26 protein-coding genes are annotated in these 26,667 nt (G+C 47.4%); all 26 read left to right on the forward strand.

The annotated features are described in order from the left end of the window. Positions 1–280: 280 nt before the first annotated feature. The 26 genes from BZG23_RS11245 to BZG23_RS11375 all read left to right on the forward strand — a co-directional run bounded on the left by BZG23_RS11245 (position 281) and on the right by BZG23_RS11375 (position 26,657). Entirely contained in the window at positions 281–1,207 is a 927-nt protein-coding gene (locus tag BZG23_RS11245) for a hypothetical protein (RefSeq protein WP_131825378.1), read from the forward strand. Further along, positions 1,197–2,324: a glycosyltransferase gene (locus BZG23_RS11250; RefSeq protein WP_198532148.1), complete on the forward strand. Its 1,128-nt coding sequence runs from the start codon at positions 1,197–1,199 to the stop codon at positions 2,322–2,324. The genes BZG23_RS11245 and BZG23_RS11250 overlap by 11 nt, the downstream gene beginning before the upstream one ends. Positions 2,325–2,406: 82 nt before the next feature. Then, complete coding sequence (locus tag BZG23_RS11255; protein ID WP_074212329.1) at positions 2,407–3,192, forward strand: glycosyltransferase family 2 protein; 786 nt, start codon at positions 2,407–2,409, stop codon at positions 3,190–3,192. Positions 3,193–3,277: 85 nt separating this feature from the next. Then, positions 3,278–4,042 carry a glycosyltransferase gene (locus tag BZG23_RS11260; protein WP_274532376.1) on the forward strand — a complete coding sequence of 255 codons (765 nt, stop codon included), beginning with the start codon at positions 3,278–3,280 and terminating at the stop codon, positions 4,040–4,042. Between the two features lie 77 nt (positions 4,043–4,119). After that, on the forward strand, positions 4,120–5,094 hold the full coding sequence (locus BZG23_RS11265; protein WP_158011378.1) for a glycosyltransferase family 2 protein: 975 nt from the start codon (positions 4,120–4,122) through the stop codon (positions 5,092–5,094). Between the two features lie 48 nt (positions 5,095–5,142). Continuing rightward, on the forward strand, positions 5,143–6,729 hold the full coding sequence (locus BZG23_RS11270) for a hypothetical protein (protein WP_077606978.1): 1,587 nt from the start codon (positions 5,143–5,145) through the stop codon (positions 6,727–6,729). 344 nt (positions 6,730–7,073) lie between these two features. Then, positions 7,074–8,153 carry a dTDP-glucose 4,6-dehydratase gene (gene rfbB, locus BZG23_RS11280; protein ID WP_077606980.1) on the forward strand — a complete coding sequence of 360 codons (1,080 nt, stop codon included), beginning with the start codon at positions 7,074–7,076 and terminating at the stop codon, positions 8,151–8,153. A gap of 3 nt (positions 8,154–8,156) precedes the next feature. Further along, positions 8,157–9,062 carry a dTDP-4-dehydrorhamnose reductase gene (gene rfbD / locus BZG23_RS11285; protein WP_077606981.1) on the forward strand — a complete coding sequence of 302 codons (906 nt, stop codon included), beginning with the start codon at positions 8,157–8,159 and terminating at the stop codon, positions 9,060–9,062. 4 nt (positions 9,063–9,066) lie between these two features. Beyond that, the gene (rfbA, locus tag BZG23_RS11290) at positions 9,067–9,954 is read left to right on the forward strand and encodes a glucose-1-phosphate thymidylyltransferase RfbA (protein ID WP_077606982.1); all 888 of its coding nucleotides are present in this window, start codon (positions 9,067–9,069) and stop codon (positions 9,952–9,954) included. A gap of 27 nt (positions 9,955–9,981) precedes the next feature. After that, positions 9,982–10,536, forward strand: a complete 555-nt coding sequence (rfbC, locus tag BZG23_RS11295; RefSeq protein ID WP_077606983.1) for a dTDP-4-dehydrorhamnose 3,5-epimerase — start codon at positions 9,982–9,984, stop codon at positions 10,534–10,536. A 173-nt stretch (positions 10,537–10,709) separates the two neighbouring features. Continuing rightward, positions 10,710–11,510 carry an ABC transporter permease gene (locus BZG23_RS11300; protein ID WP_241837210.1) on the forward strand — a complete coding sequence of 267 codons (801 nt, stop codon included), beginning with the start codon at positions 10,710–10,712 and terminating at the stop codon, positions 11,508–11,510. A 181-nt stretch (positions 11,511–11,691) separates the two neighbouring features. Further along, complete coding sequence (locus BZG23_RS11305; RefSeq protein WP_077606985.1) at positions 11,692–13,362, forward strand: GspE/PulE family protein; 1,671 nt, start codon at positions 11,692–11,694, stop codon at positions 13,360–13,362. 29 nt (positions 13,363–13,391) lie between these two features. Then, positions 13,392–14,573, forward strand: coding sequence for a type II secretion system F family protein (locus BZG23_RS11310; protein WP_077606986.1), 1,182 nt, complete (start codon positions 13,392–13,394; stop codon positions 14,571–14,573). A 75-nt stretch (positions 14,574–14,648) separates the two neighbouring features. Further along, positions 14,649–15,059, forward strand: coding sequence for a type II secretion system major pseudopilin GspG (gene gspG / locus BZG23_RS11315; RefSeq protein WP_077606987.1), 411 nt, complete (start codon positions 14,649–14,651; stop codon positions 15,057–15,059). Then, positions 15,059–15,490: a pilus assembly FimT family protein gene (locus tag BZG23_RS11320; protein ID WP_077606988.1), complete on the forward strand. Its 432-nt coding sequence runs from the start codon at positions 15,059–15,061 to the stop codon at positions 15,488–15,490. Before gspG ends, BZG23_RS11320 begins: the two co-directional genes overlap by 1 nt. Continuing rightward, positions 15,459–15,881 carry a type II secretion system protein gene (locus BZG23_RS11325; RefSeq protein WP_077606989.1) on the forward strand — a complete coding sequence of 141 codons (423 nt, stop codon included), beginning with the start codon at positions 15,459–15,461 and terminating at the stop codon, positions 15,879–15,881. Before BZG23_RS11320 ends, BZG23_RS11325 begins: the two co-directional genes overlap by 32 nt. Before the next feature lie 16 nt (positions 15,882–15,897). Beyond that, positions 15,898–16,605 carry a PulJ/GspJ family protein gene (locus BZG23_RS11330; RefSeq protein ID WP_077606990.1) on the forward strand — a complete coding sequence of 236 codons (708 nt, stop codon included), beginning with the start codon at positions 15,898–15,900 and terminating at the stop codon, positions 16,603–16,605. A gap of 29 nt (positions 16,606–16,634) precedes the next feature. Beyond that, the gene (locus BZG23_RS11335; RefSeq protein ID WP_241837211.1) at positions 16,635–17,534 is read left to right on the forward strand and encodes a hypothetical protein; all 900 of its coding nucleotides are present in this window, start codon (positions 16,635–16,637) and stop codon (positions 17,532–17,534) included. A gap of 10 nt (positions 17,535–17,544) precedes the next feature. Further along, positions 17,545–18,672, forward strand: a complete 1,128-nt coding sequence (locus BZG23_RS11340; RefSeq protein WP_077606992.1) for a hypothetical protein — start codon at positions 17,545–17,547, stop codon at positions 18,670–18,672. Continuing rightward, positions 18,672–19,298, forward strand: a complete 627-nt coding sequence (locus BZG23_RS11345) for a hypothetical protein (protein WP_077606993.1) — start codon at positions 18,672–18,674, stop codon at positions 19,296–19,298. The genes BZG23_RS11340 and BZG23_RS11345 overlap by 1 nt, the downstream gene beginning before the upstream one ends. After that, complete coding sequence (locus BZG23_RS11350; RefSeq protein ID WP_077606994.1) at positions 19,295–19,804, forward strand: hypothetical protein; 510 nt, start codon at positions 19,295–19,297, stop codon at positions 19,802–19,804. The genes BZG23_RS11345 and BZG23_RS11350 overlap by 4 nt, the downstream gene beginning before the upstream one ends. Then, positions 19,801–21,924: a secretin N-terminal domain-containing protein gene (locus BZG23_RS11355; protein ID WP_077606995.1), complete on the forward strand. Its 2,124-nt coding sequence runs from the start codon at positions 19,801–19,803 to the stop codon at positions 21,922–21,924. Before BZG23_RS11350 ends, BZG23_RS11355 begins: the two co-directional genes overlap by 4 nt. A gap of 603 nt (positions 21,925–22,527) precedes the next feature. Then, positions 22,528–22,950: a hypothetical protein gene (locus BZG23_RS11360; RefSeq protein WP_077606996.1), complete on the forward strand. Its 423-nt coding sequence runs from the start codon at positions 22,528–22,530 to the stop codon at positions 22,948–22,950. Then, the gene (locus BZG23_RS11365) at positions 22,871–24,406 is read left to right on the forward strand and encodes a VapA family S-layer protein (RefSeq protein WP_131825379.1); all 1,536 of its coding nucleotides are present in this window, start codon (positions 22,871–22,873) and stop codon (positions 24,404–24,406) included. Before BZG23_RS11360 ends, BZG23_RS11365 begins: the two co-directional genes overlap by 80 nt. Positions 24,407–24,595: 189 nt before the next feature. Then, positions 24,596–25,921: an ABC transporter ATP-binding protein gene (locus BZG23_RS11370; protein WP_241837212.1), complete on the forward strand. Its 1,326-nt coding sequence runs from the start codon at positions 24,596–24,598 to the stop codon at positions 25,919–25,921. Next, a complete protein-coding gene (locus BZG23_RS11375) occupies positions 25,911–26,657 on the forward strand; it encodes a sulfotransferase family protein (RefSeq protein WP_077606999.1) in 747 nt (248 codons plus the stop codon). Before BZG23_RS11370 ends, BZG23_RS11375 begins: the two co-directional genes overlap by 11 nt. Positions 26,658–26,667 lie beyond the last annotated feature (10 nt).

Here is a 26,667-nt window from a genome sequence, read left to right on the forward strand (position 1 = left end):
AAAGGGTTACTTGATGCCACTCGCTTGCACTGGCAACTCGATATTGGTTAATAAGATGTACGACGAATTAGGTAGATGGTGGAGCGGAAGTTTTTGCATGAATAGGGAAAATGACTTTAAATTCATTAAACCAAGAGAAGAGCTTCAAAGCCGGCATTCAGCGTAAGCGAATGATGTGCGCGATGGACCAAAAGTACCTAGCAAACCTTCCTTAGCGCGGATGTTTATGCGTTTTCCGTATCTATTTCAGTGAACTTGGTAATTAGGTTTCAATTAAAACATGGATATTATTTTTATTCCCTCAAAAACAATATGTGGAACGCCTGTTCATTCACGTCTAAGGTCTTTCAAAGAATACTTTTATAATATGGTTTATAAGGATGAAGTAGAGAAAAAAAAGTACGTTTTTTTATCCATGCCACCATTCCATAATTTTAAGTTTTTTTTAAACCCTAGGAGGAGTGTGATTTTAGATATAAGGGATGGCTGGTCTATTGCACAAGCTACAGGTTATGGCGGAAATGTTAAATGCAAGCCTCTTAAATCAATATTCACTCGGCAGGTAGAGAGGTTTTTGATTCGACGTGCATTTTTAACAATAACTTGTACGAATGGTTTGCATAAATACCTAGAAGAGATTTCAAGTAGAAATGTTATCTTGATACCTAATGGGATTTCCGGCGAAGATTATAAGCGAGCACAAAGTCTGAAAGCGGAAAAAAAAATTAATGAAGGCGATGAGCTTGTTTTTTGCTGTGCAGGGAAGTTTTCCGAGTATGGGCCAGATAAAGTGGAAAAATTATGCCTGACGATTATGAAGCGCTATTCAAGCAAAAAAATTAAAATACAACTAATAGGCTCTAATGAAGAAAAAAACATTTGGTTAGATCGTTTTTTGAGGGAAAAGTCAGGTGGTCAGGCTTATCTGGATATTGTGCCTAGAAAAAGCCGTGAGTCACTCTATGAGGTTATGGCGAGAGCCGACTATGGCATGACTATTTTACGTGACCCATCATATGAATTTGGAACTAAAATCTATGACTATATAGCACTTGGTCTTCCCGTTGTAAATTATTTTGATAAGCCAAATAATTTCACCGATTATTTCGATGCTTGCTTAGATATTGGTTTTGGTCGTAATAATATTGTACCTGAAATAAGAAGAGATTTACTTATTGAACAAGGATTAAAAGACATTGATTTTTAAAAGAATGAAAGTCGTGCTTCTTTCCGGTGCTAGTTCTATCCATACTATACGCTGGGCGAACGGGTTGAGTAATGCTGGCCATGAAGTGCATGTTATTTCTCAGCATGCCCCTTGTGATCCCCTAGACGACGGAATTATATTACATAAATTACCGTTTCGTGGGACATTAGGCTACTTCACCATGGTGCCTGCAGTAAAAAGACTGCTGAAACACATTCAACCCGATATTGTTAACGCCCACTACGCGAGTGGTTATGCAACCACAGCAGCGATGGTTGGATTCAGGCCTTGGCTATTATCAGTTTGGGGTAGTGATATATATGACTTTCCAACAAAATCTATACTACATAAATGGCTTGTCCAGGCTAATCTTCGTAGCGCAGACAAAATCGCATCGACCAGTTACGCCATGGCCACTGAAACATATAAATATGTAAAAAAAAATAAACGTAATAGTGATTCTGTTGCAATTACACCTTTTGGCGTTGATATCGAAGATTATGAAAGCATACCTGAACTTAAAGATGAATATGCGGACGAAATAACAATTGGTACAATCAAAGGGCTAGACTCCAAATATGGAATAGATATTTTATTAAGGGCATTTTCTGGTTTAGTAAAACGATTAAAGATAGTTAATGATTGCGTTGTTCCCACAGTAAAACTGCGAATAGTCGGTGATGGTCCTCAATCTTCCGAATTGAAACAGATGGCGAATAAACTTGGTATCGGTCAAAGTGTAGAATTTGTGGGAAGAGTTTCCCACAGTGAGGTTCCGTCACAGCTTGCTCTGATTGATATTTTTATTGCACTCTCACGTAGAGAAAGCTTTGGTGTCGCGGTTTTAGAAGCGGGAGCTGCGGGACGACCTGTGATAGTGTCCGATTCAGGCGGGTTGCCAGAGGTGGTAGAGAATGACCACACGGGTATCATTGTTGGAACTGAAGATACAGAAGCTGCAACAAACGCGATGGAAAGACTGGTACTAAATCCAAGTCTGAGAAAGAAAATGGGAGTGCAAGGAAGAGCCCATGTACACAAACACTACGCTTGGCTGCAATCCATCAAAGATATGGAAGAGGTGTACCACAATACCATTGACAGCGCAAAAGCGTAGTTCAGAGAATGGAGGCTCTGATGGATGTAGAAACTTTCATGATTATATATACTAGACACCCAGCAAAAAACTGCGACGAACTATGACTTATCCTTTGGTATCTATCATTACGCCACTCTATAACTGTGAGTCGCACATCCATGACACCGTGCTATCTGTCATCAAACAAACCTACCCACACTGGGAACTGTTACTCGTTGATGATTGCTCAACGGATAGCTCGTTAACGATCGCCCTGCAGTATGCTAACGATGATCCGCGAATACGAGTGATTAGAATGACCACGAACAGTGGTGCGGCGGTGGCGCGTAACGCTGCCATAAAAGAAGCGGAAGGGCAGTTTATCGCGTTTTTAGACAGCGATGATCTATGGCTCCCCCATAAACTTGAGAAGCAGCTCGACTTTATGCACCAAAAAAACTGTGCACTCAGCTTCTCTGCGTATCAAAAAATTGATGAACGCGGGAAAGACTTGGGTGTAGTGGGGGTCCCCGAGACAGTCTCACATCAGGAGTTACTCAAAACCTGTGTTATTGGCTGTTTAACGGCCATGTACGATAGCCAAAAAATCGGCAAAGTGTATATGCCTCTGATCAGAAAACGCCAAGATTTCGGCTTATGGTTAAGCATTCTCAAAAAAATTGATATAGCATACGGCATCTCAGAGCCACTGGCCCAATACCGGGTAAGACGAGATTCTATCTCCGCCAACAAGCTAAAAGCGGCGCAGTACACCTGGCATCTTTTTCGTCACGTCGAACAGCTCAGTCTGATAAAAAGTGTGTACTATTTTATACACTACGCATGCAGAGGCGTATTGCGAACAAAGTTTCCGCGGCTCGCACGATCATTAAATGTTTTGCATTAACAGTGTTGCATCCACAAGCCTAACTACCACAACAAGGTTAACAATGAGACTCATTATCTCGACAGTATCCCACAATCACAGTGATATGATTATCGCGATAGATTCATTACGCCAAGCAAGCCAGATGGACAATGTTCTTGTTATCTGTCGGGATAATGTCGGTCAGAAAACGCTTAACCAATACTGTCAACAAAGCGGCATCACCTACATTGTCAATAGCGACAAAAAAGGCTTTGCAGCCAACAATAACTTAAATTATCTCCATTATATGAGTACGTTAGAGCCACAACCGGATGACTACTTTTTATTGCTCAATCCTGATGTACAAATCACCACAGAAGCGTTAGAAAACCTGCGTCAGTTTATTATTGCCAGTGGTAACGAGATGGTCGCGGGTAACCTATACCTTGATGCAGAAGAACATGTAGAAGATGACAACATCCGTCGCTTCCCCAAACTATGGTCTTTCATCTCTGCGTATGCGTTGAATGATCGGTCCACCGTTATCCGTAAAGCAGATATTCCCAACGTTCAATCGCCATTGTGGGCAAGCGGAGCCTTGATTGCTGTTAAAGCCGCGGTGTACCAGCAACTCGGAGGGTTAGATGAAAAATATTACATGTATTGTGAAGATATCGACTTCTGCTATCGCGCTTACCAGGCGGGCTATAAAATTGCATTTTCCGAACAGACCAAAGCCATTCACTGGCGTCAGCGTGCCAGTAGAAAACTACTCAGCCGCTACTTTTTTTGGCATGCATTCAGTGCGCTGCGTTTTTGCCTAGCACGCAAAAAAATACGCTCCAAGCAATCGCAATTGTACCAAGCGGATAGCCTAAACCTGACTTAATGTGACGGTAGCGATCGCCTAAAACGACGATATTCCAAATGATTTTCCGCCCCCTCAGCCAACGTGTAGTAAAGAACGTGAACAACACTAACGATAAAAAGCCCGCTTTAAACGTTCCCGATAAACCGATTGATATTGTCTTAGCCGCCTATAACGGACAAGACTACATTCAGGCGCAAATTCAATCCATTCAGCGTAATCATGGCTACAGTCACCTCGTTCGGAAGTTGATCGTTGTGGATGATGGCTCAAGCGATCACACGCTCGCAATCATTCAAACCTTAGCCGCCAATGATAATAAAATTGAGCTTCATCAACCGGCCCAGAAAAAGGTCGGACCCAGCAAAAATTTTGCCCGAGGGTTAGCCTTAACATCGGCTCCATTTGTGATGCTGAGTGACCAAGACGACATTTGGCTGCCTGATAAAGTCGTGACCAGCTACCAACACATTAAGGCACTCAATCCGGCACAGCCACTCCTTGTATACTCTGACCTCTCGATCGTGGACTCACAGCTCAACGTAATCAACGACTCCTACTTTGTCTACAAGAAAATCCCTTTAAACTGGGGGAATACATTTAGTCAGTTATTGCAGCAAAATACCGTCTCAGGATGTACCGCGATTTTTAACCGGCCTTTACTCGACAAAGCCTTACCGATTCCAGAAGCGGCTTACATGCACGACTGGTGGCTAGCGCTGGTTGCCAAACAATTCGGCACCCTCAAATTAATTGAGCGCCCCTTGATGCAATATCGTCAACACACCAATAACAGCATTGGGGCCAAACCTCATCGCTTAGTAAAAGTTCGCCAACATTATCAAGACTTTTGTCTCAGCATGGACAAAATTGTGGCGCAAGCCAATGCATTTAAAGCCTACTTTAGTCATCAGGTCGACCCCAATGCCCTTAACCAGTTAACGCTACTCAGCGACCTAAAGCACCTGTCGCGTAAACAGCGATTAAAAGCATGGATCAGTAAAAAATTGAACCGCAGTCACGTTAAAGCTCGCATTGTGTTACTTGCCTACTTGCTATTCACTTGTAAGTAAGTCACATTTTGCGCTAAGCGATCAAGAAACCAAGCAATTGAGATCATCATGGATAAACGACTATACCTTTCTTTACTCTTACCGTTAGCCCTCACAGGATGTGGAGGCGGCAGCGATAGTGGTGGTGGCTCTAAGCCCACCCCAAAATACAATATCGACTTTGCTAGCTTTTACGTACAAGAAACCGACAAAAGTAGTACCAGTTGCGCTATCTATGATGAAAAGATTTATTACAAAGACGTCGATCCGTCTGATCCTAACTATGACCCGGATGCTGAGCCTGAGATTAAGTCTCGTGAATGGGTGCTCGCGAATAGTGTGCGCAATACGTCGCTTCGTGTGACGATTCACGGGGCAGATGGCACAGCGCTCAAAACCTACACTACTGTTGATGACGAGTGGTCAAGCAAAGGAACCCTTAAAATCAAAAAGAGTCAGGTTCCAAGTGATGGATATTTGACTATCTACGAGTTTGATGGACAAGGCGAGTATATCAACAGTATCTCCTATCAGAAGTCGCTACTATCGACCAACATGCGCTTTAGTGACTTTAAGCCCAATAACAGCGTTGGAAGAAGCTGCATCAAATCTGGCTCTAACGGCCCGACGTTGAAAGATAAAGATCAAACGCTAGAAGACGGTGGCGACTCGAGTGGACAAATCTTTGGCATCAACACCCGCGACCAGAATTTTTGGGCGACGTCACCTATCAATGTTGAAGCGGAGCTTGACAGCGAACAGATTATGGCAGTCCGTTATGAACGTTTAGCCTCGGATACCAAAGAAAACGTCAATGAGACTATCCAGCAAAACAAATATCGCCAAATCAATGCCTTCAAACTGTTTAAGCGTGGCAGTATTAGCAATAAGCCGCTTGAAATGAATGAAATTGGTGATGATTCCCGCGATGACTATAACTTTTGGTATCCACCATTAGCGGGAACGGGTTCACTAGAAAATACTAAACTATACGTTAAGAAGGGCGGAGAACCACTCTTTTGGCAGGCACTACCGAACAACAGTGATGGAGAATATGGATATGCCCACGATATCGGCAGCCGTAACTACTATCTAAATGGACAAGGCACTCTCAATAACTGGGGATTGACCTTTACCGAGCAGCCGGAAGATGTAGACACGGGCATTGACTATGCCACCGCGTTACTGAATATCGATACACCCAACCGCCTGGCTGCCACACAGGTGGTAAGCTGCAGCACCAGTGAGACAGGCGCATGCTTGCAAGGATACCTCAGTGGAGGTGAGCAAGATTGGGACACGCAACGTAGCTTTGTCTGGCTTGAAGACAGTGCGGGTCGGGAAATTCGCCAAGTCATTTATTCCAAACCTCAAGCGATGTTACCACTATTGTCCTTTACCGGCTTTAATGATCTCTACGTGAATAGCAACCTGAGCAAAGCTAAGATCTCATTATTATCAGCCGATAAAGAAGATACATTGGAGTCGATCATCAACAACAACATTGATGTAAGAGGCGTCGCGACAGAACCGTCAGAGGCGCTGAGCAACCCCGACAACGACGGCATGGCATTGCTTAATACCGAATACGAGCGCAAACAAGCGCAGACACAGCTAAGAGTACAGCCGCACAAAGTGATTAGCGCGACCAACTAATCCCCTTTCTGCGTTGATAAGCTGCCCCTCCCCGTGAATGACGCGGGGAGGGGCGCTTTTTTGATAAGATAATGGCCTTAGTGACTACAGTTAACGATCGCGTTGATACCAGTAATGATCGCCTTAATACCGTTAATCCGCGGGCAAAGTCAGGCAATTTAACGCGCACTGCTCGATTTCATCACCATGACTCGGTATTATCGTTGCCATCAAAACACAGCGATCGCCGCATGGCGACCACACAGCAAAAAACGCAGTTGCATCAATCAACGTTGTTTTTAAGACTCAGCGCCTGATGACATCGACAGCCAGACTGCGAACGTGAAAATAAGCAAGGAAACACTGTGAAAATATTGATTACCGGTGGGGCGGGCTTTATCGGCTCAGCACTGATCCGCCACATTATCGCGGAAACAAATCATGAGGTTGTGAACCTTGATAAATTAACCTATGCGGGTAACTTGGCCTCGGTTGAAGAGGTTGCCTCCTCGTCACGTTACCGCTTTGAAAAAGTCGATATTTGTGATCGTGCAGAGTTAAAACGCGTATTTAACGAACATCAGCCCGACGCGGTGATGCATCTCGCGGCTGAAAGCCATGTTGATCGCTCAATCGACGGCCCCTCGGCTTTTATCGAAACCAACATCATTGGCACCTACACCCTCCTAGATGTGGTAAAAGACTATTGGCAAGGTCTGCCAGCGGAGCGTCAACAGGCATTTAGGTTTCACCATATTTCTACTGATGAAGTATATGGCGATTTGCCGCATCCGAGCGAGCATCGTCAGGGTAAGCTACCCATGTTCACTGAAAAAACAGCCTACAAGCCAAGCAGCCCTTACTCTGCGTCTAAGGCATCCAGCGATCACCTGGTTACCGCGTGGGCAAGAACCTATGGTTTGCCGACACTGATTACCAACTGCTCGAACAATTACGGGCCGTATCATTTCCCAGAAAAACTGATCCCACTGGTGATACTCAACGCCATCAACGGCAAGCCAATCCCCGTTTACGGCTTGGGTGATCAAATTCGCGATTGGCTTTACGTTAAAGATCACGCCAGAGCCCTGCTCAATGTCGTTGAAAGCGGTGAACCCGGAGAAACCTACAACATTGGTGGGCACAACGAAAAAACCAATCTTGAAGTCGTTGAAACCATTTGTGACTTGCTTGACAGCTTGCGCCCCCACAACACGCCATATCGCGAGCAAATTACCTTTGTTAAAGATCGGCCAGGCCACGATCGCCGCTACGCGATTGATGCCAGCAAAATAGAAAAAGAGCTCGGCTGGCGCCCGCAAGAAACCTTCCAATCCGGCATCGAAAAAACAGTGCGCTGGTATCTTAACAACCAAGATTGGGTTGAAGCGATTCAATCGGGTGAGTATCGTCAATGGGTTGAAAAGCATTACGGAGAGCAGTAAACCATGCGGATATTGCTCTTTGGAACCGATGGACAAGTCGGGTGGGAGTTACAGCGTTCACTCAGCTACTTAGGCGATCTATTCTGCGTAGGGCGTGACCACCCTGAATATGAAGGGGATTTTCTTGATCCGAACGGCCTCGTGCGCACTGTTGAAGCGATTAAGCCGGATGTGATTGTTAACGCAGCCGCTTATACCGCGGTGGATAAAGCCGAAACCGATCTAGAAACTGCGTTTCAAATTAACACCCACAGCGTGCTGGCTTTAGCCAAAGCGGCCGAGCGGCACCGAGCATGGTTGATTCACTACTCCACCGACTATGTCTATGACGGCGCCGGTGACACAGCGCGTGACGAAACCACGCCCACATCGCCGATCAATGTTTATGGTGAAAGTAAACAAATGTCAGAGCAGGTGATCCAACGCTACTGCTCACGATATCTTATTTTCCGTACCAGCTGGGTGTATGCCAACCGCGGTAACAACTTTGCTAAAACCATGCTAACGTTAGCCAAATCGCGCCGAGAATTGAGCATCGTCGATGACCAAATTGGCGCGCCAACCAGTGCAGAACTGCTCGCCGATTGCACCGCCCATGCTATCAAAAAAGCGTACAGCTTATCGCAATCGGGCAGTGAACAATGGATAGTGGGGATCTATCACCTGGTAGCGAAAGCGTTTACCAGTTGGTACCACTACGCCAACTTCGTCTTTGACGTTGCGCGCAAACAAGGTATTGATCTGGCGGTTGAAACCGTCGAGCCCGTGCCGAGCACCCATTACCCGACGCCAGCTGCGCGTCCTCGTAATTCTCGACTGGATGTGTCGAAATTTGAAAAAAGTTTTGGCTTAACCTTGCCCACATGGCAGTGCGGGGTTGAGCGAATGATAAAAGAACTGACTGAATAAGCGTATGAATGCACAAAAAAAACGTCGAGGTATTATCCTTGCGGGTGGGTCAGGCACTCGCCTTTATCCAGTGACTTTAGCCGTCAGCAAGCAACTGCTTCCCATTTACGACAAGCCGATGATTTATTATCCGTTAAGCACCTTAATGCTGGCGGGGATTGATGAAATATTAGTGATTAGCACCCCACAAGACACGCCACGATTTGAACAGCTACTTGGCGATGGTAGCCAGTGGGGTATTAAGCTTGAATACGCGGTACAAGAATCTCCCGACGGCTTAGCGCAAGCGTTGATTATAGCCGAAGATTTTCTCGACGGCGCGCCCAGTGCGCTGATCTTAGGTGATAACATTTTCTATGGTCACTCGCTACAAACCTTGCTAGACGCGGCCAACCAGAAAACCGACGGCGCAACGGTCTTTGCTTACCACGTGCACGATCCCGAGCGTTATGGCGTGGTCGCGTTTGATCAAGCCGGTACCGCCCGCTCACTAGAAGAAAAACCAGCAACACCGCAAAGTAATTATGCGGTGACTGGCTTGTACTTCTATGACGAGAAAGCGGTAGAGCGTGCCAAACAGCTGACACCGTCACACCGCGGCGAGCTCGAAATTACCGACCTAAACCGCATTTATCTTGAGAGTGATGAGCTCTCAGTGGCGCGCATGGGGCGTGGTTACGCTTGGCTAGACACAGGTACTCACGAAAGCTTGATTGAAGCGTCTAACTTTATTGAGACCATTGAGCACCGCCAAGGTTTAAAAGTCGCATGCCCAGAAGAAATTGCCTATCGCAAAGGCTTTATCAATGCCGAGCAGCTCGAACAGTGTGCGAAGCCGTTGGCAAAAAATGGCTATGGTCAATATTTACTCAAATTGCTGGAAGGCGAATAACGTCGTTGTGTACAACTTGGAGCCATCATGAACGTATTACCCACACAGATCGCAGACGTCTATATCATCGAGCCTAAGGTATTTGGCGACGAACGCGGCTTTTTTTTCGAAAGCTTTAACCAGCAACAATTCGAGCAAGCGATTGGTCAGTCGGTCAACTTTGTGCAAGACAACCATTCTCGATCGACCCAAAATGTCGTACGTGGCCTGCATTTTCAAACCCAACAAGCCCAAGGTAAGCTGGTTCGGTGTGCGCTTGGCAGGGTGTTGGATGTTGCGGTAGACATTCGCCCCGACTCACCGACATTTGGTGAAGTGGTGACCGTCGAGCTCAGTGCCGACAACAAGCGCCAACTCTGGGTGCCTGCCGGGTTGGCGCACGGCTTTAGTGTACTCTCCGACGTGGCAGAGTTTTTATACAAAACCACCGACTACTACGCACCGCAATACGAAGCCGCTATCCGTTGGGATGACCCCGAGCTCAACATTGACTGGCGTCTACAAGGTGAGGCAAAGCTGTCCGCCAAAGACCAACAAGCCATCAGCTTTGCCGAGTTCAAAGCGCAGATCGGGCGAGGCTAATCACGTCTTATCACGTGAATATACACCCACCGTCGTCGCATGGGCGCGGTGGGTGCGGCGCATAAAAAAGCACCAATAGGCAGGAAGGCGTGCGCTAACGGGTTGCCAGCCGCGCAACAATAGGGTAAAACCAGCCCACCGTTTAATCTCATTATCGACGTCCGTCGAGCATCATGGCAGTTATTATCATGCTACCGTCACGAGAAAACATACAGCTATTCAAAACCATGGTAAGACGCGAAGTAAAATCGCGTTATCAAGGCACCTTACTCGGTTTTTTTTGGAACCTAGTGACGCCGCTATTGATGCTCGCCATCTACTCGACGGTTTTTTTGGTCGTATTTGAAGCTAAATGGCACTTAGAAGGTGCCCAAACCGCTGACTACGGCCTCATGCTGTTCATTGGTATTTTAACGCACGGCTTTATGGCTGAGGTGCTGACCGCTTCCAGCGGTATTATTCGTAACAACAGCAACTTAGTAAAGAAAGTGCGTTTTCCTGTTGCCATGCTACCGGTGATTTCCGTGTGTAGTGCCGGCGTTAATTATCTCTTTGGCTTACTGCTTGCGTTTGCCTATGCGGGGGTCAACCACTATCTGCAAAACCCTCTGATGATCCTCTACCTTCCGATCGTTTTGATGGTTTATTTAACGACGTTGACAGCAATTGCCTACTTAGTGGCCTCATTGGGGTTATACATTCGCGATATTGTCCAAATGATGCCGGTATTGATCACCGCGTTGTTGTTTACCAGTACCGTCTTCTTTTCGGCTCAATCGGCACCCGACATGCTTGCCAAGATATTGTATCTCAATCCTATTAGTCCAATTGCTGATGCCATCCGTGATATCGTGTACGGTAAGCCACCGCAATTTGGCCAGCTCGCCATCTTATTGGCGATCAGCTGTGGTGTGTTTGTGGCAAGTTACGGCTTATTTCGCCGCCTACGGCCCAACTTTGCCGATGTATTATAGCAACGAAATAGCGACATTATCTTTGGCGGACCTTGGCAACGGTGAGTGAATTAGAGCTCATGTTCATCGTTCAACACAAGCGGTAGACGGACGCATTTTATCAATCAAAGCAGTACAGAAACGCAGCCACATAGTGTAAGCTGCGACGCTGCATTAACACCAAGATCAATACGGGGACACCATGTTTTTAGGTGAGCGATTAAAACAAAAACAACTCATCACGGATGACGACATAGAGCAAATCCTCGCCATTCAACAACAGTCATCCATGGGTCAGCGTCAACGGTTTGGGGAATTGTGTATTTCTCACGGTCTTTGCTCAGAGCAAGACGTACTGATCGCCTTGCACGAACAACTTGACTTACCCATGATGGCAGACGTACTCAGCCAGTACTTTGGTGATGATTTACCCGGCAACGAATTGGCATTATCACTGTTCCCTGCCCAATGGTGGCAGCAACGGCAAGCGTTCCCCCTCCACCGAGACGGCGACCAAATTCTGGTTGCCCAAGCCGATATTTGGGACGACTTTGTCTTTGAAGCACTGCTGCACCAACACCAACTGCACGCCACCCCCGTACTGTGCTCAAACTACGAGTTGCGTCAGCTTATTTCCGGATTTGATGCTGATCACCAAGCGGGTAACGCCTTGGTTGAACAAGAAAGTAGCGCCGCCCCCGTGGTTAAATTTGTTAACGAATGTATCCAGCGCGCGATCAAAGAAAACGCCTCAGATATTCACTTTGAAGTGAACAAACAGCAGTTTTTTGTGCGCTACCGCGTCGATGGCGTACTACGCACCGTTGACCAACCTGGCATGGCTCAACATGCGGCGATTCTCTCGCGCATTAAGCTGATGGCAGGGCTCGATATTTCAGAAAAACGCCTCCCGCAGGATGGCCGTATTCGCGTCAGGTTATCAGGCCAGCAAGTAGACATTCGTGTCGCTACAACCCCCACGGTTTATGGCGAAAACGCCGTACTGCGTTTGCTTGCCAACGAGAACACCCACAAGCCTGAAGAGCAACAAAAAGACCTCGACATGTTGCCTGACCAAAAGGCCATTATCGAAGAGATCTTGCATAAAAAGACCGGGATATTCTTGGTCACTGGCCCAACGGGTAGCGGTAAAACCACCTCGCTCTATACCTTGCTAGGGTGTGTGAATGATGACAAAACCAAAATCATCACCGTTGAAGACCCTGTCGAATACCAAATGAAAGGCTTGACCCAGATTCAAGTCAATGCCGATATTGGCTTAACCTTTGCCAGTGTGTTGCGCTCGGCGCTGCGTCAAGACCCCGACATTATGCTGATTGGTGAAATGCGAGACAAAGAAACCGCCCAAATTGCGGTGCAATCGGCACTGACAGGTCACTTTGTGCTCTCTACGTTGCACACGAATGACGCACCCAGCAGCTTCATTCGTCTAAAAGACATTGGCATTCCAGACTACCTGATTAAATCCACGATTGTAGGGGTGATGGCACAGCGCCTGGTGCGTAAACTTTGCCCGCATTGCAAACGGCCCGATCCAAACGGCAGTCATGCAGCGAACCAGGTGGGATTTTCTGAGGTTGAACGCAATTGGGGAGCACTACTCCCGACTGATATTCAGTGGTACAAAGCCAACTCAGAAGGGTGTGATCACTGCAATGGCACCGGCTATCATGGTCGATTAGCGATTTTTGAACTATTAGGTTGGTCGGATGCCGAAACCGCGGAGCTTGAAATGGCGCAGTTACAAGCGGTAGCACGCGAGCAAAATATGCGCTCATTACGCCAAGACGCCCTGATGCGAGCCGCGCGAGGTGAAACCACGCTTGAAGAAGTCCTGCGTGTAGTTGGCTAAATTGTTAAGGCGAAAACGCGAGAACAAGAATGAAGCAGTTTAAATATGTGGCTCGGCGTAAAGATGGCACGCTGATAGACGGATGGATCCGCGCAGAAAACGATGTGCAAGCTAAGCGTCAGTTGCAACAACAGCAACGACAAGTTGTCATGCTGAACGAGCAGCGCGATGTGAAAAGCAAGCGTATTAGTCGAGAAACGCTGATCACGACGCTGCGCGAACTGGCGACGTTACGCCAAAGTGGGATGCCGCTTGACCAATGCATGCAATCGTTACAAGAAAACGTCAGTGATAAACACATGGGCGCGGCGCTAAAGCGCCTGTATTACGACATTGAATCAGGCGCCAGTCTGTCAGAAGCCATTGCAGCTCAGCCTGATGTCTTTCCCTTTTATGTTGCCTCCATGTTGCGCCTAGGCGAAGCCAGTGGCCAATTGGGTGAAGCGCTATTCAGTGTCTCAGAGCGTATCGAGCGCGAAGAACAACTGGTCAGCGAAATAAAGTCAGCGCTCACTTACCCGGCTTTTTTGCTGGTGGTGTGTGTGGTGGTGATTTTCTTCATGTTTCTCTACGTGATCCCCAACTTTGAGACCATGGTGCAAGGCAATGGTGATGCTGGTGCACTTGGCACCTTGCTCAATATTTCGGCCTTTTTTAACGATAACCTCATGCTGATTAGTGCCGGTGTGGCAGCAGCGGTGGGAGGGCTCTATTACGGCGCCGTGTATGGCAATTTAAAAGACACCGCCTTGCAAGCGTTATCGACGATTCCGTTATTTGGTAACCTCGTAGACGCATGGAACATCGTCCAGTTTTCCAGTAGCATGCAAAAGCTTTTGCAAGCAGGTGTTGAGTTAGTGGAGTCAGTTGAGATCACCTTAAATAGCCTCTCTGATGTACGTCTTCGCAAACGGCTACAGCATGTGGTCCTGCGAGTGCGAGAAGGGCGTGGCCTCGCAGAATCGTTGGCCGAATACGGGCTCTTTTCCCCCATGGTGATCCGGCTGATACAAACCGGTGAGGCAGGGGCATCGCTTGTGCCTTGCTTTAAAGAAATTAACGCCCTCTACGAGCGCCGCCTCTCCAAAGGCTTAAAACAAATTCTAACCATACTCGAGCCCTTAGTGATTGTGATCATGGGCGGCATTGTCGGCAGCATCATGATTGTGCTGATCTCGGGGATTATTTCAGTCAACAACATTAGTTTATAGCCTTGCGCGCACTGACAGACCGACGATGCGACACATGGGCAAGAATAAATGGTTATAAAAGAGTAAGAGGACACCATGAACAAACGCAAACAACAGGGCTTTACCCTTATCGAGTTACTTGTCGTGCTCGTACTGATTTCCTTGCTGGCCGGGCTTGTGGGCCCCAAATTGTTTAATCAAGTCGGTTCATCCAAAACCAAAGTAGCAGGGGCGCAGATTGAACTATTGTCGTCGGCATTGAAAACCTATCGCCTTGACATGGGGCAGTACCCTTCTACCGAGCAAGGTCTAAACGCGTTAATGGAAAATCCAGGCGACAGCGCCATGTGGAATGGCCCTTACTTAGCCAAAGACTTACCACTTGACCCGTGGAACCAACCTTATCATTACAAGCTTAAGCCTAACTATGAGTTTGCGCTGTACACGCTTGGCCGAGACAACCAAGAAGGCGGCGAGGGCGAAGACCAAGACGTAGGCGTGAAGTAATGTCCCTCCGCGTGATTCGCCCTCGACATACCGCGCGATTATCGCGCGGTTTTACCATGATAGAAATGTTGGTCGTCATTGCCTTGATGGCGGCAGTATCGACCATGGTGGTGCCGAATATGTGGGGACAATATCAGCGCTTTCAGCAAACCGAGCAAATCGAGCGCTTTTGGCAGGCTATTAACCAGCGCGCTAGCGAAGTAAGAAAGCAGGGTAAAACACTCATTATTGATGCCGAACAATTGCAATGGCAAGCGTTAGCCGCTGATCATCAACTGGCTTTTGCTCCCAGTGATCGCATCATTATCCGTAGTGATGGTTTTATAAAAGGTGGTGAGCTAAACCTAACCATTCAAAACGACCAAAAAGATAAATGGACACTAGGTGTCAGTACCCCCGATGGAGACGTTAACATTGTACCTCGCCGCTAACAAAACGCATCAATCCCGCGGGTTTACATTAATTGAAGTGGTGGTAGCGCTCGCCATTCTCACTGCCGGATTCAGTGTGATATTTAAGCTGTTTCAGCAGTCGGGGATCACTGCCACCCGAGTGGTCGCTACCCAGCAGCAAGTCAATGCAGAGCAATCGGTATTCAGTGCACTTAAAGCCATCAACCCGGCCGAAACTAGCAGTGGGCGCGATCAAGCGGGCGATGTCAGCTATCAATGGCAAGCAAACCCTATCTCACCATTACTACAAACAAGAAGCAGTGACGGTACAAGCCCTTACTATGTGCAGTTGTATAAAGTCACGGTAGAGTATCAACTTAACAACCAAACGAGCTCGTTTTCTTTTGAGCAACTTGGTTGGAGTGAATAATGAGAGTAGTAACTCGATGAAAACAAATAACAATGCGGCCCTCGGATTTACCCTGATTGAAGTACTTGTCGCGCTGGCTGTTTTTTCATCGGTGATTTCCCTTGTGATGTTTGGGCTGGATCAAGGTCGATTACAATGGTCAAAATCGACGGAGCGCGCTAACACCTACCAAGAATTGCAATTACGAAAGCAATGGCTGAGCCAGCTATTTAATCAAGCAAACGGGAGTATGTTTAAGCAAGGCTATGGCAGTGAAACAGCATTCTTTTATGGCGATCAAAAAAAGCTCAAGTTTCTAAGCAATGCTCCCATTATTGATGGTCCAGGCTCTTATGCGACGGTAGAACTAACGGTTCAGGATCGCGATAACCAACAGGCATTATTGTTTCAGCAATGGTCTTACACTGATCCGTATCTCACGCAAACAGCGCAAACACAAACATCTGAAACACTGGTCCTTTTAGATAATATCAGTGATGTTCAGTGGCAATATTATCTTCCAGCCCGTACCGAACCAACATCGATGGAAATTCGATTTGGTGGTTTTAGGGCTCGGCCAGAAGGGTTTTGGAGTGATAAACCGTATGATGCTGATTATGAACAAGTTATACCGCCTATGGTTCGTTTGAGCTTTCGTAGGCAGGGTCGCGCCTATCAATGGCAGTTTTATTTGCCAATGAAGTCAGAAGCATACAACCAGGGTGATAGCCTAGAGGTAAAATGAGGATTACGTGCAATAAACAGAAAGGCGTAGTGTTACCCCTGACACTGATTATTCTTGCCGTCCTCACTGCCATGGCGAGTGTCGTTATCTTGCGCAGTGATCGTAGTATTGAAAAAGTCACCTATGTTCGGGATAAGTGGCGTGCTCGCCTCGAAATTCACAACGCGGAGCAGCGACTGTTCTTTGCTATGTATGGTGGAGAAAGTCACTCTGGTGGTTTCCAGCTAGGTGAGACACTTTTACGCACGGATAGTGAACCAACGAGGTTGTCAAACAACGTTTGGGTCTCATTGCAAGATGCCGATGGGTTAGTCGGTCTTACTTTCTTAAACAAAGAGCGGCTATCGAAAGTCATTAGACATTTTTATTCAGAGCCACAGGCGAGCAATATCGTTAGACGGATCATTACTTGGCAAAGCACTTCTGGGACAACACGACCAGCGACCGAGGGGCCACAACCCCGTTATGACCTGTTTCGAAGCCTTGACGAGCTGATGTTAATACCCGGCATTAAACCAGAAGACTTCAATGGTTCATGGACAATGAAAGGTGAGAACCAACTAACCAACTGCTGTCAATTTGGCCTGAGAGATCTGGTGTCAATTCGTGCTCGCACTAGCCCGAACTTAATCGCGATGCCACATGCGTTACTAAAGATTTTGTATGGTCTTAATGATGCTTCGCTTGAGCGGTTATCGCGCCTAAAACGTGATGCAAACTGGCGAGGAGTGGCCTCATCATTAAACAATATGGGTGTGCCGTTTACTTCTGACAGCCAGTATCCAGGTAAAGAATACATTGTTAGATATCAGTCTGGCGATATCCGGGCGAGAGGTCGTTATGAAATTCTGCCTTATCAGTTTCCGCCCAAGCGCATGACGTGGTACTTTCCCGATCAGTATCGCTATTTTGACTCTCGAGATGAATAGGCAGTAACAAGTGATTAAGCAACTACAAAAGCAGTGGCTAGTATGGCCAGCATGTTATCGTGAAGACAATCCAAGTTTAAAAAAGGCTGGGCGATTCGACAAAGTGATTGGGCTCGTTCCCCAGCAACTTTGTCTCTTCAAAACATTCTACTATCAATGCGATCTTGTTGCTCACAACGAGTTAAAAGATTGTGTGAAAAATGAAATAGAGCAACTCGTTGACTGGAAACAGGTCTCACTACACTTTTGGACAACCAAGCGGGATGAACAGTGGTTAGTGTCGGTATGGTTCTGGGATCCCGAGGACGTTGTCTTCAGGGAGAGTGTAACACACATTGTTCCTGCGCTTACGTACTACTTGGCGTGCTCGCCGGCCGACAAAGGCACCTTAATATACCAAGAGCGTGCCATCGATAATAAGAATTCAAATGGCCTGGTTTCTTGGGCGGTTACATGGCAAGCGCTGCAATGTATTGAGCAACTCAACCCACTTAGCTCACCGCTTCATTACAAGAAAATTGAAGCGCAATTGGCGATGCACCACGAGCCGGTGTTTAGTAACGCAGATCCAGAGAGCTGCACGCTCATAAAAAACAAGTCGCTCGAGCCATTTAGTCAAACGCCGCGATCGACGGTATTGTCCCAAGGGAAATGCAGTAACCAGTTCGATATTGATAATCCATGGCGTTACTGGAAAACAATGGTTATGCTCTTTGCCTTACTCGTAACCTATCTAGTTGCTGATGGGGCGCTTATTAACTATCGACTCGATCAAGCGGGTCACTCAGTGAGTCAGTTAGCGCGCGATACGGCGCAACTTCAAAGTCGACGTGCAAAGGCGTTGGAGCAAGAAAAAGTGCTGCAGAAGTATCAGCAGGCTCGTGAAAAGCAGCAAATTGTCGCACGTATTATGAACAAACTTGCGCGTAACCTGAGTAAAGATGTGATTATTGAGCGCTTCACATACCAAAACCAAAAGATAGTATTACGAGGCTCGATTGAGGACACGCTTGGCTTGTTAGACTCGATATCAAATATCGAAGAAGTGACCAATGCGCGGTTATTGGGTGAAGTAACCCAAACGGAATCCGGTCGTCAGGAGTTTCAGGCGGAACTGCAAGTGAAGGAGGCGGGTTGATGATTGAAACCATTCGACAAACATGGCGGGGATCATCGCTAAAAGACGAACTTTCAAGTCCGCTGGTGCAATGGGTAAGCTTGCTTTGTGTGCTTGTTATTATAGGCCTTGCTATCGTAGACCCTTATTTGCAGTGGCGTTCAGACGTTGAACAACGTCTTGAGCAAAAGCAGCTTCAACTTGGTAAGTTGCAAGCACTCAAAGGCAATGAAAGTGCGATCCAACAATGGATTAAAAAAGTGGACACAGCATTTACTCAGGCACAGCAAGGACTGATTGATGAACGTACCAATGGGCGCGCGATATCTAATCAAGTGAATGCGTTCGAGGATGTTTATCGGCCTTTGGGGCTAAAGTTCACTGGGCGGCGTTTCGCTGAACCGGTCATGACCCCTTGGTTAGGCGAAAATGTGCAGTCAAACTGGCGGCTTCAAGGAAGCAGCGATGACATCCTCTATCTTCTAACACGATTAGCGAATCAACAAAAGATCATGGAACCAGCATTTGTCGAGATTAAACAAGTGAATGCCTCGCGTCGTAATAAAGAGGAGACCTACGAGATTGCGATTAATTTACGCGGCTACAGAAAACTAAGCTTGCCCCAGCTAAAAGCGAGGTCGCAATGATACTGGGTAAAGCATGGCGTAGTGAGTATAAGCTGCTTGCAGTAATAGGGGGCGCCGCGATGTTAGGGCTGGTATTGACTTATTGGCAGACACAGCCTTCATCAGCGCTGGAAGCAAACAAAGTGGCTCTTAGCCTACCGAAAGAATATACGTTTATTGAGGTGGCACCGCCGCCCGGAAACCTATTTACCGAAGGGCGGCAAATTGTATCGCGCGATCAACAAGAGGGTGAAACCAATACGCCTCCCCCGGAAAAGTCAGGCGTGAATGACTTTGTATTAGCTGGCATCATAGAACAAGGCAGCACGGTTTTTGCTGTATTCGTTGCCGATGACAAGCGCATCAGTTTGTCACCGGGGCAACAAGACCCTATTATCGGCCAACTAACTCAAGTGGATGGAAACCAAGCGACAACGCGTCTGCCTGATGGCAACACCAAACAATGGCAGCTATTTCCGGTTACCAACCCAGGCAAATCTAGTAAAGAGGAAACCCCATCATCATGAGTGGTGTAAAACAGACAATAAATAAATACCGTTCATTAGCCGCAGTGTTAATGCTCACATCTATGCTGGCGGGGTGTGCAAACTTTAAACCATTGCCACCTAATAACTACCCAACCCCTCCAAGCAGCACGCAAGGGGACACCGAAACGATTGTTGGCGAAAACGGTGTAGATGAAAATGGTGAATCGCTCAAGCCCGGTCAATATGTACAATTTGACGACAGCATTCGTAGCGCCCCCCTGTTGCACGCGGGAAAAAAAAGCAGTGGCATCGATAAAGCGCTGGGCTTGCCCGAGCAACCGGTAAAACTCAATGCCGACGCACTGCCGGTTAACCACTTTATTAATTTGGCATTAGGAGATGTGCTGGGTGTTAACTATATCGTCGATAATGATCTGTCAGAGCAAACATCCCCGATTACACTCCGCGTGAATAAAGCGGTGAGTGCGTCGAGAATGTTAGGGCTTGTCGAGGAGGTGCTCCAAGTTAACGGCATTGCATTGGTGCGTGAAGATGATCTGATTAAAGTGATTCCCGCGTCGAAAACCAACAACCAAACCCCAGAGTTGTTGAGCCAATCGGTTAAGCCAATGCTGCGATACGGCAAAGTCGCGCAAATCATTCCTGTTTACTACCTATCCATCAACCAAGCCTCATCAATGGTATCAAAACTCCTCAGAGAGGGCAGCGGTGGTACTGTGTTGGTGCAAACGCACCTCAACTCCTTGATGGTGGTGGCGCAACAAAAAGAGATCAAACGCGTAGAGGATTTACTCGCTAAACTTGATGTGCCAAGCAAGTCAGCCAGTCATATGGCATTAGCAACGCCCAGATACAAAACCGCCTCGGAGCTGTCGAAATCTCTGAAAGCGGCGCTAGACGCAGCCTCGATCCCGACGTCGATAGGACGAGGAACGCACGGCGTGATCTTGACGCCAGTAAACAGTGAACAGCTGCTCATTTCGTCAAGCACAAAAGCGTGGTTACGCACGACTCAAGAATGGCTCAAGCGGCTGGATATTCCAGAAAAAATAGAGGGCAAAAACGGTGTCTATGCCTATTACATGAAAAACACCAAGGCGTCAGATGCGTGGAATGTCGTTTCTACTATATTTGGCGGAAAAGAGGCGAAAAACGGGAATACCCAAAAAGCGGCACAACAAAACATTGTGGAATCAGCCAAGGGCAACGGCGTGACACCAGGCAATGTCGGGTTTCAGCGTTTAGGGAGCAATACCGCTGGCGCCATGAGCGTGGTGGATAAAAACTTCCGAGTCGTGATCGACAACAAGCGCAATGCGATTATTTTTCAAGGACAGTATGCGGACTATCAGCGCCTGATTGAGCGACTCAAGTTTGTGGATCAGCGCCCTCGCCAAGTGTTGCTACAGGCAACCGTTGCGGAAGTAAAAGTAGAAGACGGTTATTCATTCGGCACCGAATTCAACACCGATCAAGGTGATGTCACCGGCGGTACCAATGGCCTGATCCAAACCGCGGGTAACCTTACCCTGAACGGCGTGTTTGGTGACTTTACCGCTAAGTTTTCTGCGGCATTAGACTCCGGTAAGGCACAAGTATTATCAAGCCCACGTATTATCGCGATGGACCAAGAGCCCGCGCGAATCAATATCGGTGAGCAAATTCAAGTTAAAACCGGTGAAGTGTCAGGGGGGGGAGATGACTCCACCGCCACCATTACCTATCAGTATGTTGACGTGGGGATCACCTTAGATATTACTCCAACCATCAATCAGAATGGCCTTGTAGAGCTGATACTCAGCCAAGAGGTCAGCTCTCAGGGGGTCAAATCGGGTGACAGTATTCCCATTAACCGACGTTCGCTGCAAACGCGTTTACTCGCAGACAGTGGTGACACTGTCTACATGGGCGGGTTGATCTCCAAAGACAACAACAGCTCTAAAAAGAAAGTCCCGTTATTAGGTGACATTCCATTGCTAGGTGGCTTATTTAGCTATACCGAAGAATCACAAAACTCGACGGAGTTAGTATTGTTAATTACCCCTTATGTCATCAGTAATCGTGATGAAGCGCAATTTTATACCAAAGAGTTTAAATCACTCACGGGCTGGGAATTAGCGCAAAGCTTACCGCAATAAGCACTTCTCTGCATATCGCGCCACCTAATACCCTTAGGTGGCGTTTTTTTATCCAATTAAATCTGACAATTGTGTGACACTTATCGTTTTTTGATAACAATTCCCTGATGTTTAATAAGTAAAAGTGTACAAAATCACGTCACTTAAACTTTTGGGCTCAATTTCGTTTCAAAACGCGATGTTTATCACGAGAAAATACCTTAAAAAGGCTTAATAATAAAATAAATTGCTTTTAAATCAGTGGCTTGTAGGTGTTATGGCAGAGTGCAATTTAAAACGAAGACCACAGTGTTTACTCTTTAATTGTGAGCAGTGTCTCATTTTGAGTGTGACAGATGTCTAAGCTTTCGGTTTGTGCACCGCTATTTGTCATTGACTTAACAGCGATTATTAATAAGAATTAAGTCGCGCACTTCGGAGCGCGGACTAAAACGTAACGTAACGCTAACCAAGGCTTGAAAAAGTCGCGCAGTATGCTTAACTGTGTGCAAGGCTTGAACTAGCAAGCGGTAGGTGCGACGGAAAGTGCACCGGAGTTGATCAAATGGCTCTCGGTAGAGAGTCAGATTTATAAAATGGATCCAACTAAAGGATATAACTAACATGTTAAAGAAAACCTTTCTAGCAGCAGCAGTAGCATCAGTGTTTGCTGGCCCAGCAATGGCGGACATTGACCTTGACTATAATGGCTTTAGTTCACCATCTGAAGATGTGAATACAACCGTACTCGCTGCAGTTACAAAACAGCCGGTTTTAAGTTTTTCAACCGCAGAAGAACAGGTTGCAGCGAAATTTGAAGTCAACGGCGACCTAAAACAAAATGGTTTCATTACCATTGAGTTAGTAGGTAATGCAACGTTTAACGAGAACGAAGTACGCCAGTGGCTAACAGGCGAAACAGCGACTTCTAATGATATCAACATCGATATGAAACTGGCCACTGTGAATGCGGATACAACCGGTACTGGCAGCCCTTGGCACAGCAGGATCTCCAGTTTTAGACTCAGATCTGAGCAAAGTTTTTAAGTTCATTGATGTTGCTGGCGATAAGCAAATTGATTATGCAATCGACCTCAACGGCAAGCGTCTTCGTTTGGCTTTAGCTCAAACAGAAGGCTCTTTCGATGACATGATTGAATTGGACAGTGACAGTGCCGTTGATGAAGCAGCAATTGCAGCTGGTCTCGCGGCGGACACTACAGCTTTGAACGCTGCACTTGAAGCGATTAACACCGGTGACGGCACTGCGGTCGCAGGTGATACCTCGGGTACGCCTGGTTATGAAAACGACGGAACAGACGCTACCACTGACGAAGAAAAAGTTGCCTATATTCGTAGCCTGAACGACTCAGGTGAGCTTTATCTAGAAGGCCTAGCTGGATTTGATCAACAGCTGGTTGGTGCTGGTACGGCGATCAACTTTGACTTCGCCAATGCAAACCAAATCTTCAACCTGGAGTCTGGCCAAAACAACGACGTATCGGTTAAGATTGGTGCGCTGAAAAACGCCTCTTACTCTGCAGACCCAGAGCAGTCAGGTACTTTGTTCGAGCTTGGCGATTTGTTCGAGTTAGAAGTAGATACCGTAGGCAAGGGTACAGCGTTGGTTTCAACAGGATTCTTAGGTGTTGATACAGACAACCCAAGTGATGGTATCGCGAACGACGAAGACATCACGGCAACTGGTTTTGAATTGTACAACCGTACCTCTAACCAAAACATTCAGCTGAACAAAGTTGAATTAACGCTAAATGGTGACTTGAACGCATTCCGCGCAGATGATGCAGGTAACCTATTACTGAAAGACGGCACAGCCTCTGGTTGGAAACTGTCAAGCGATGGCATGTCTGCAACGACAGACGCAGGTGATGCAGTTCTACAAGGTAATATCGATGAAGACGCGAAAGCTTCTTCAGTTGTTGGTACTTGGAGCAATCTGCAAAACTTGTACGTAGAAGCCGACAACACAACACCGGTTGAAGCACAGAGCATCTCAGTTACAGCTAAAATTGAAGGTGTGGATCAAGATACTTACAATGATTTTGAAGACACACTGTCTGAGCTGTTCCTAATCACGCGTGACGGTCTGAAGTTCGACACTATCCTAACGGGTACCACGTCTTCTAACTCTGTTCACATCCGTGACGTATCTGGCATCCTTCCAGAAGAAGGCGGTAAGATTTACGTGACCGTTTGGGAATACGACGCACACGCACGTGGCGAATCTGGCGAGCGTAACGTACTGGCTGACCGCGAAGAGCTGACTGTACGTCTACCATCTAACGGTGCTGTAACGGTTGACCCTGCAACTATCGCAGACCAGCTAGGCATCGAAGTGGCGCAAAACCGTCAAGCACGTATGCTGTTCGAAGTTGAAACCAACGTAGGTGAAGTCGCTGTTAAGAAGAAAGACGCTAGCGGCACTGATATCCAAACTGGTTCACAAGCTGAAGAACGTGACATCGTAGATTTCACTCTGTAAGTGATTACCCATTAGGTAATAAAGAGACTGAAAATCAAACAAAGCGCCCCTCACGGGGCGCTTTTTTTATTGGTGTCTTTACGTGCGCGGTTAACCGCTAACACCTCTTTGCAAACCGCCTCGCTTTTCCCCATAATAACCGCCCTTAGCCGCTAACTAATAAGCATCATGGTTGTTTCTGTCTCAAAGGTGACTAAAAGTTTTGCCTTAGCCCGTGGCCCTTGGCAACGTCTACGCCAAGCATTGTGGCCACGTCCAAACGACGAGCGCTTTTATGCCTTGCGCAACATTGACTTTCATGCAGAGAAAGGCGAAACCGTCGGCATTGTTGGCCATAACGGCAGTGGTAAATCCACCTTACTGCAGTTGATTTGTGGCGTGATGCAGCCCGATCAAGGTAGCATCCATTTACAAGGCCGTGTTGCGGCGCTATTGGAGTTAGGCTCTGGGTTTAACCCCGAGTTCACCGGCCGCCAAAATGTCTATTTTAATGCCCAGCTATTGGGCCTGACGCGCCAAGAGGTCGAAGCGCGGTTCGAGGCAATCACCGACTTTGCCAATATCGGCCGGTTTATCGATCAACCGGTCAAAAACTACTCCAGTGGCATGATGCTGCGTTTGGTGTTTGCGGTGGTGATGCACATTGACCCAGATGTGCTCATCATTGATGAAGCCTTGGCGGTAGGCGATGATGCCTTTCGCCGCAAATGCCATGCCAAACTAAAACAGCTGCAAGCGAAGGGCGTGACCTTGTTGTTTGTGTCTCATTCTGCGGGGCAAGTGATTGAGCTGTGCGACCGCGCCGTGTTGCTCGATCAAGGTGAGCTGTTAATGGAAGGCAAACCCAAGCAAGTGGTACAGCAATACCACAAACTGCTGCACATGGAGGGTGAGGAGCGACAAACTTACCGTCAAGCCATTATCGACGGCCTGCGCGAGACGGATACCAAACCGGCAAAGACCAAAACAGAGGCCCCGAGTACGGGCGATTATGATCCCGGTGTGAAGCCGGCCTCCACCATGTGGTACGCTAGCGACGGTGCCCATATTCATCATCCGCACATTGAGAATCAACACGGTGAGACCGTGAATATGCTCAATGGCGGTGAGAGCTATGATTATGTCTATCAGGTGGCCTTTGAGCGCGAAGCCTTTGAGGTGGGCGGTGGCATGATGATTAAAACCGTGTCGGGCTTTGAGCTGGCAGGGGCGACCTCGACCCGCGATCACACCTTGCGTATTCCTTATGTGGCCGCCGGACAAACGTTAGAAATGCGTTTTCGATTTCAGTGCAACCTACCTAATGGCAGCTACTTTCTTAACTGTGGCTGTTCGGCGCTGGTTGACGGAGAGCGCCGCTTTTTACACCGAGGCGTCGATGCGGCCATGTTTACTGTGGTAGAACAAAGCCAGCACGTCACCGGCGCGGTGGATTTGGTATCGCGTATTGTGCCCACACTGTTAGACGAGAGTGAGGTAACGGCTTCACCGGAGGACAAACGCGGTGCGTCCTAATCTGTATATCATTGGCGGGCAAAAATGCGGTACGTCGGCCTTGGCGCACTTTCTGGCCCAACACCCGGACATTTCCCTGGCGCACAATAAAGAAGCCCATGTATTTGATGAACCAGAAATGTATCATCAAGGTGCCACTCAATGGGATAGGGCGTATCAACAGGCGTTTGAACATGTCACTGCCCCGACGCGGTATTACTGCGATGCCACGCCCATTTATAGCTATTTTACTGAGCTGTTACCTCGCATTGCCAGTTACTCACCGGGGGCGCGGGTGATCATGATGGTACGGGAGCCCGTTGATCGGGCGATCTCGCAATACCACATGGAAAAGGGGCGCGGTAACGAGCACCGTAGTATGTTAGGCGCGTTTTTGGCCGAGCCATTTCGGTTGCGTCGCCACGCCGATAACTTGGCGTTTAATGCCCCAAGGCGTTGCCACTCTTACCTTGACCGGGGGCGCTTTTTAACCCAATTGCAAGCGATTGATCAAGCGTTTGGGTCGTACCAATACATTGTGGTGCACAACGATGACTTGCGCCAGCATCACCAAGCGACGCTCGCGCGTATTTTTGGTTTTTTAGATTTGCCTGATCATCCTATCGCCAAAGAGCCGGTGTTTTCAGGCCATTATCCACCGCCTTGTTGGAACCAAACCCTGGCACGTTGGTACGCCAAAGCGCGCCTAACCTTAGAATCCGATTTAATTGCGCAGTTTAAACACCGCGAACAATAACACTCACGAG

The organism is Salinivibrio sp. ML290 (assembly GCF_001995695.1).
Taxonomy (GTDB): Bacteria; Pseudomonadota; Gammaproteobacteria; order Enterobacterales; family Vibrionaceae; genus Salinivibrio; species Salinivibrio siamensis.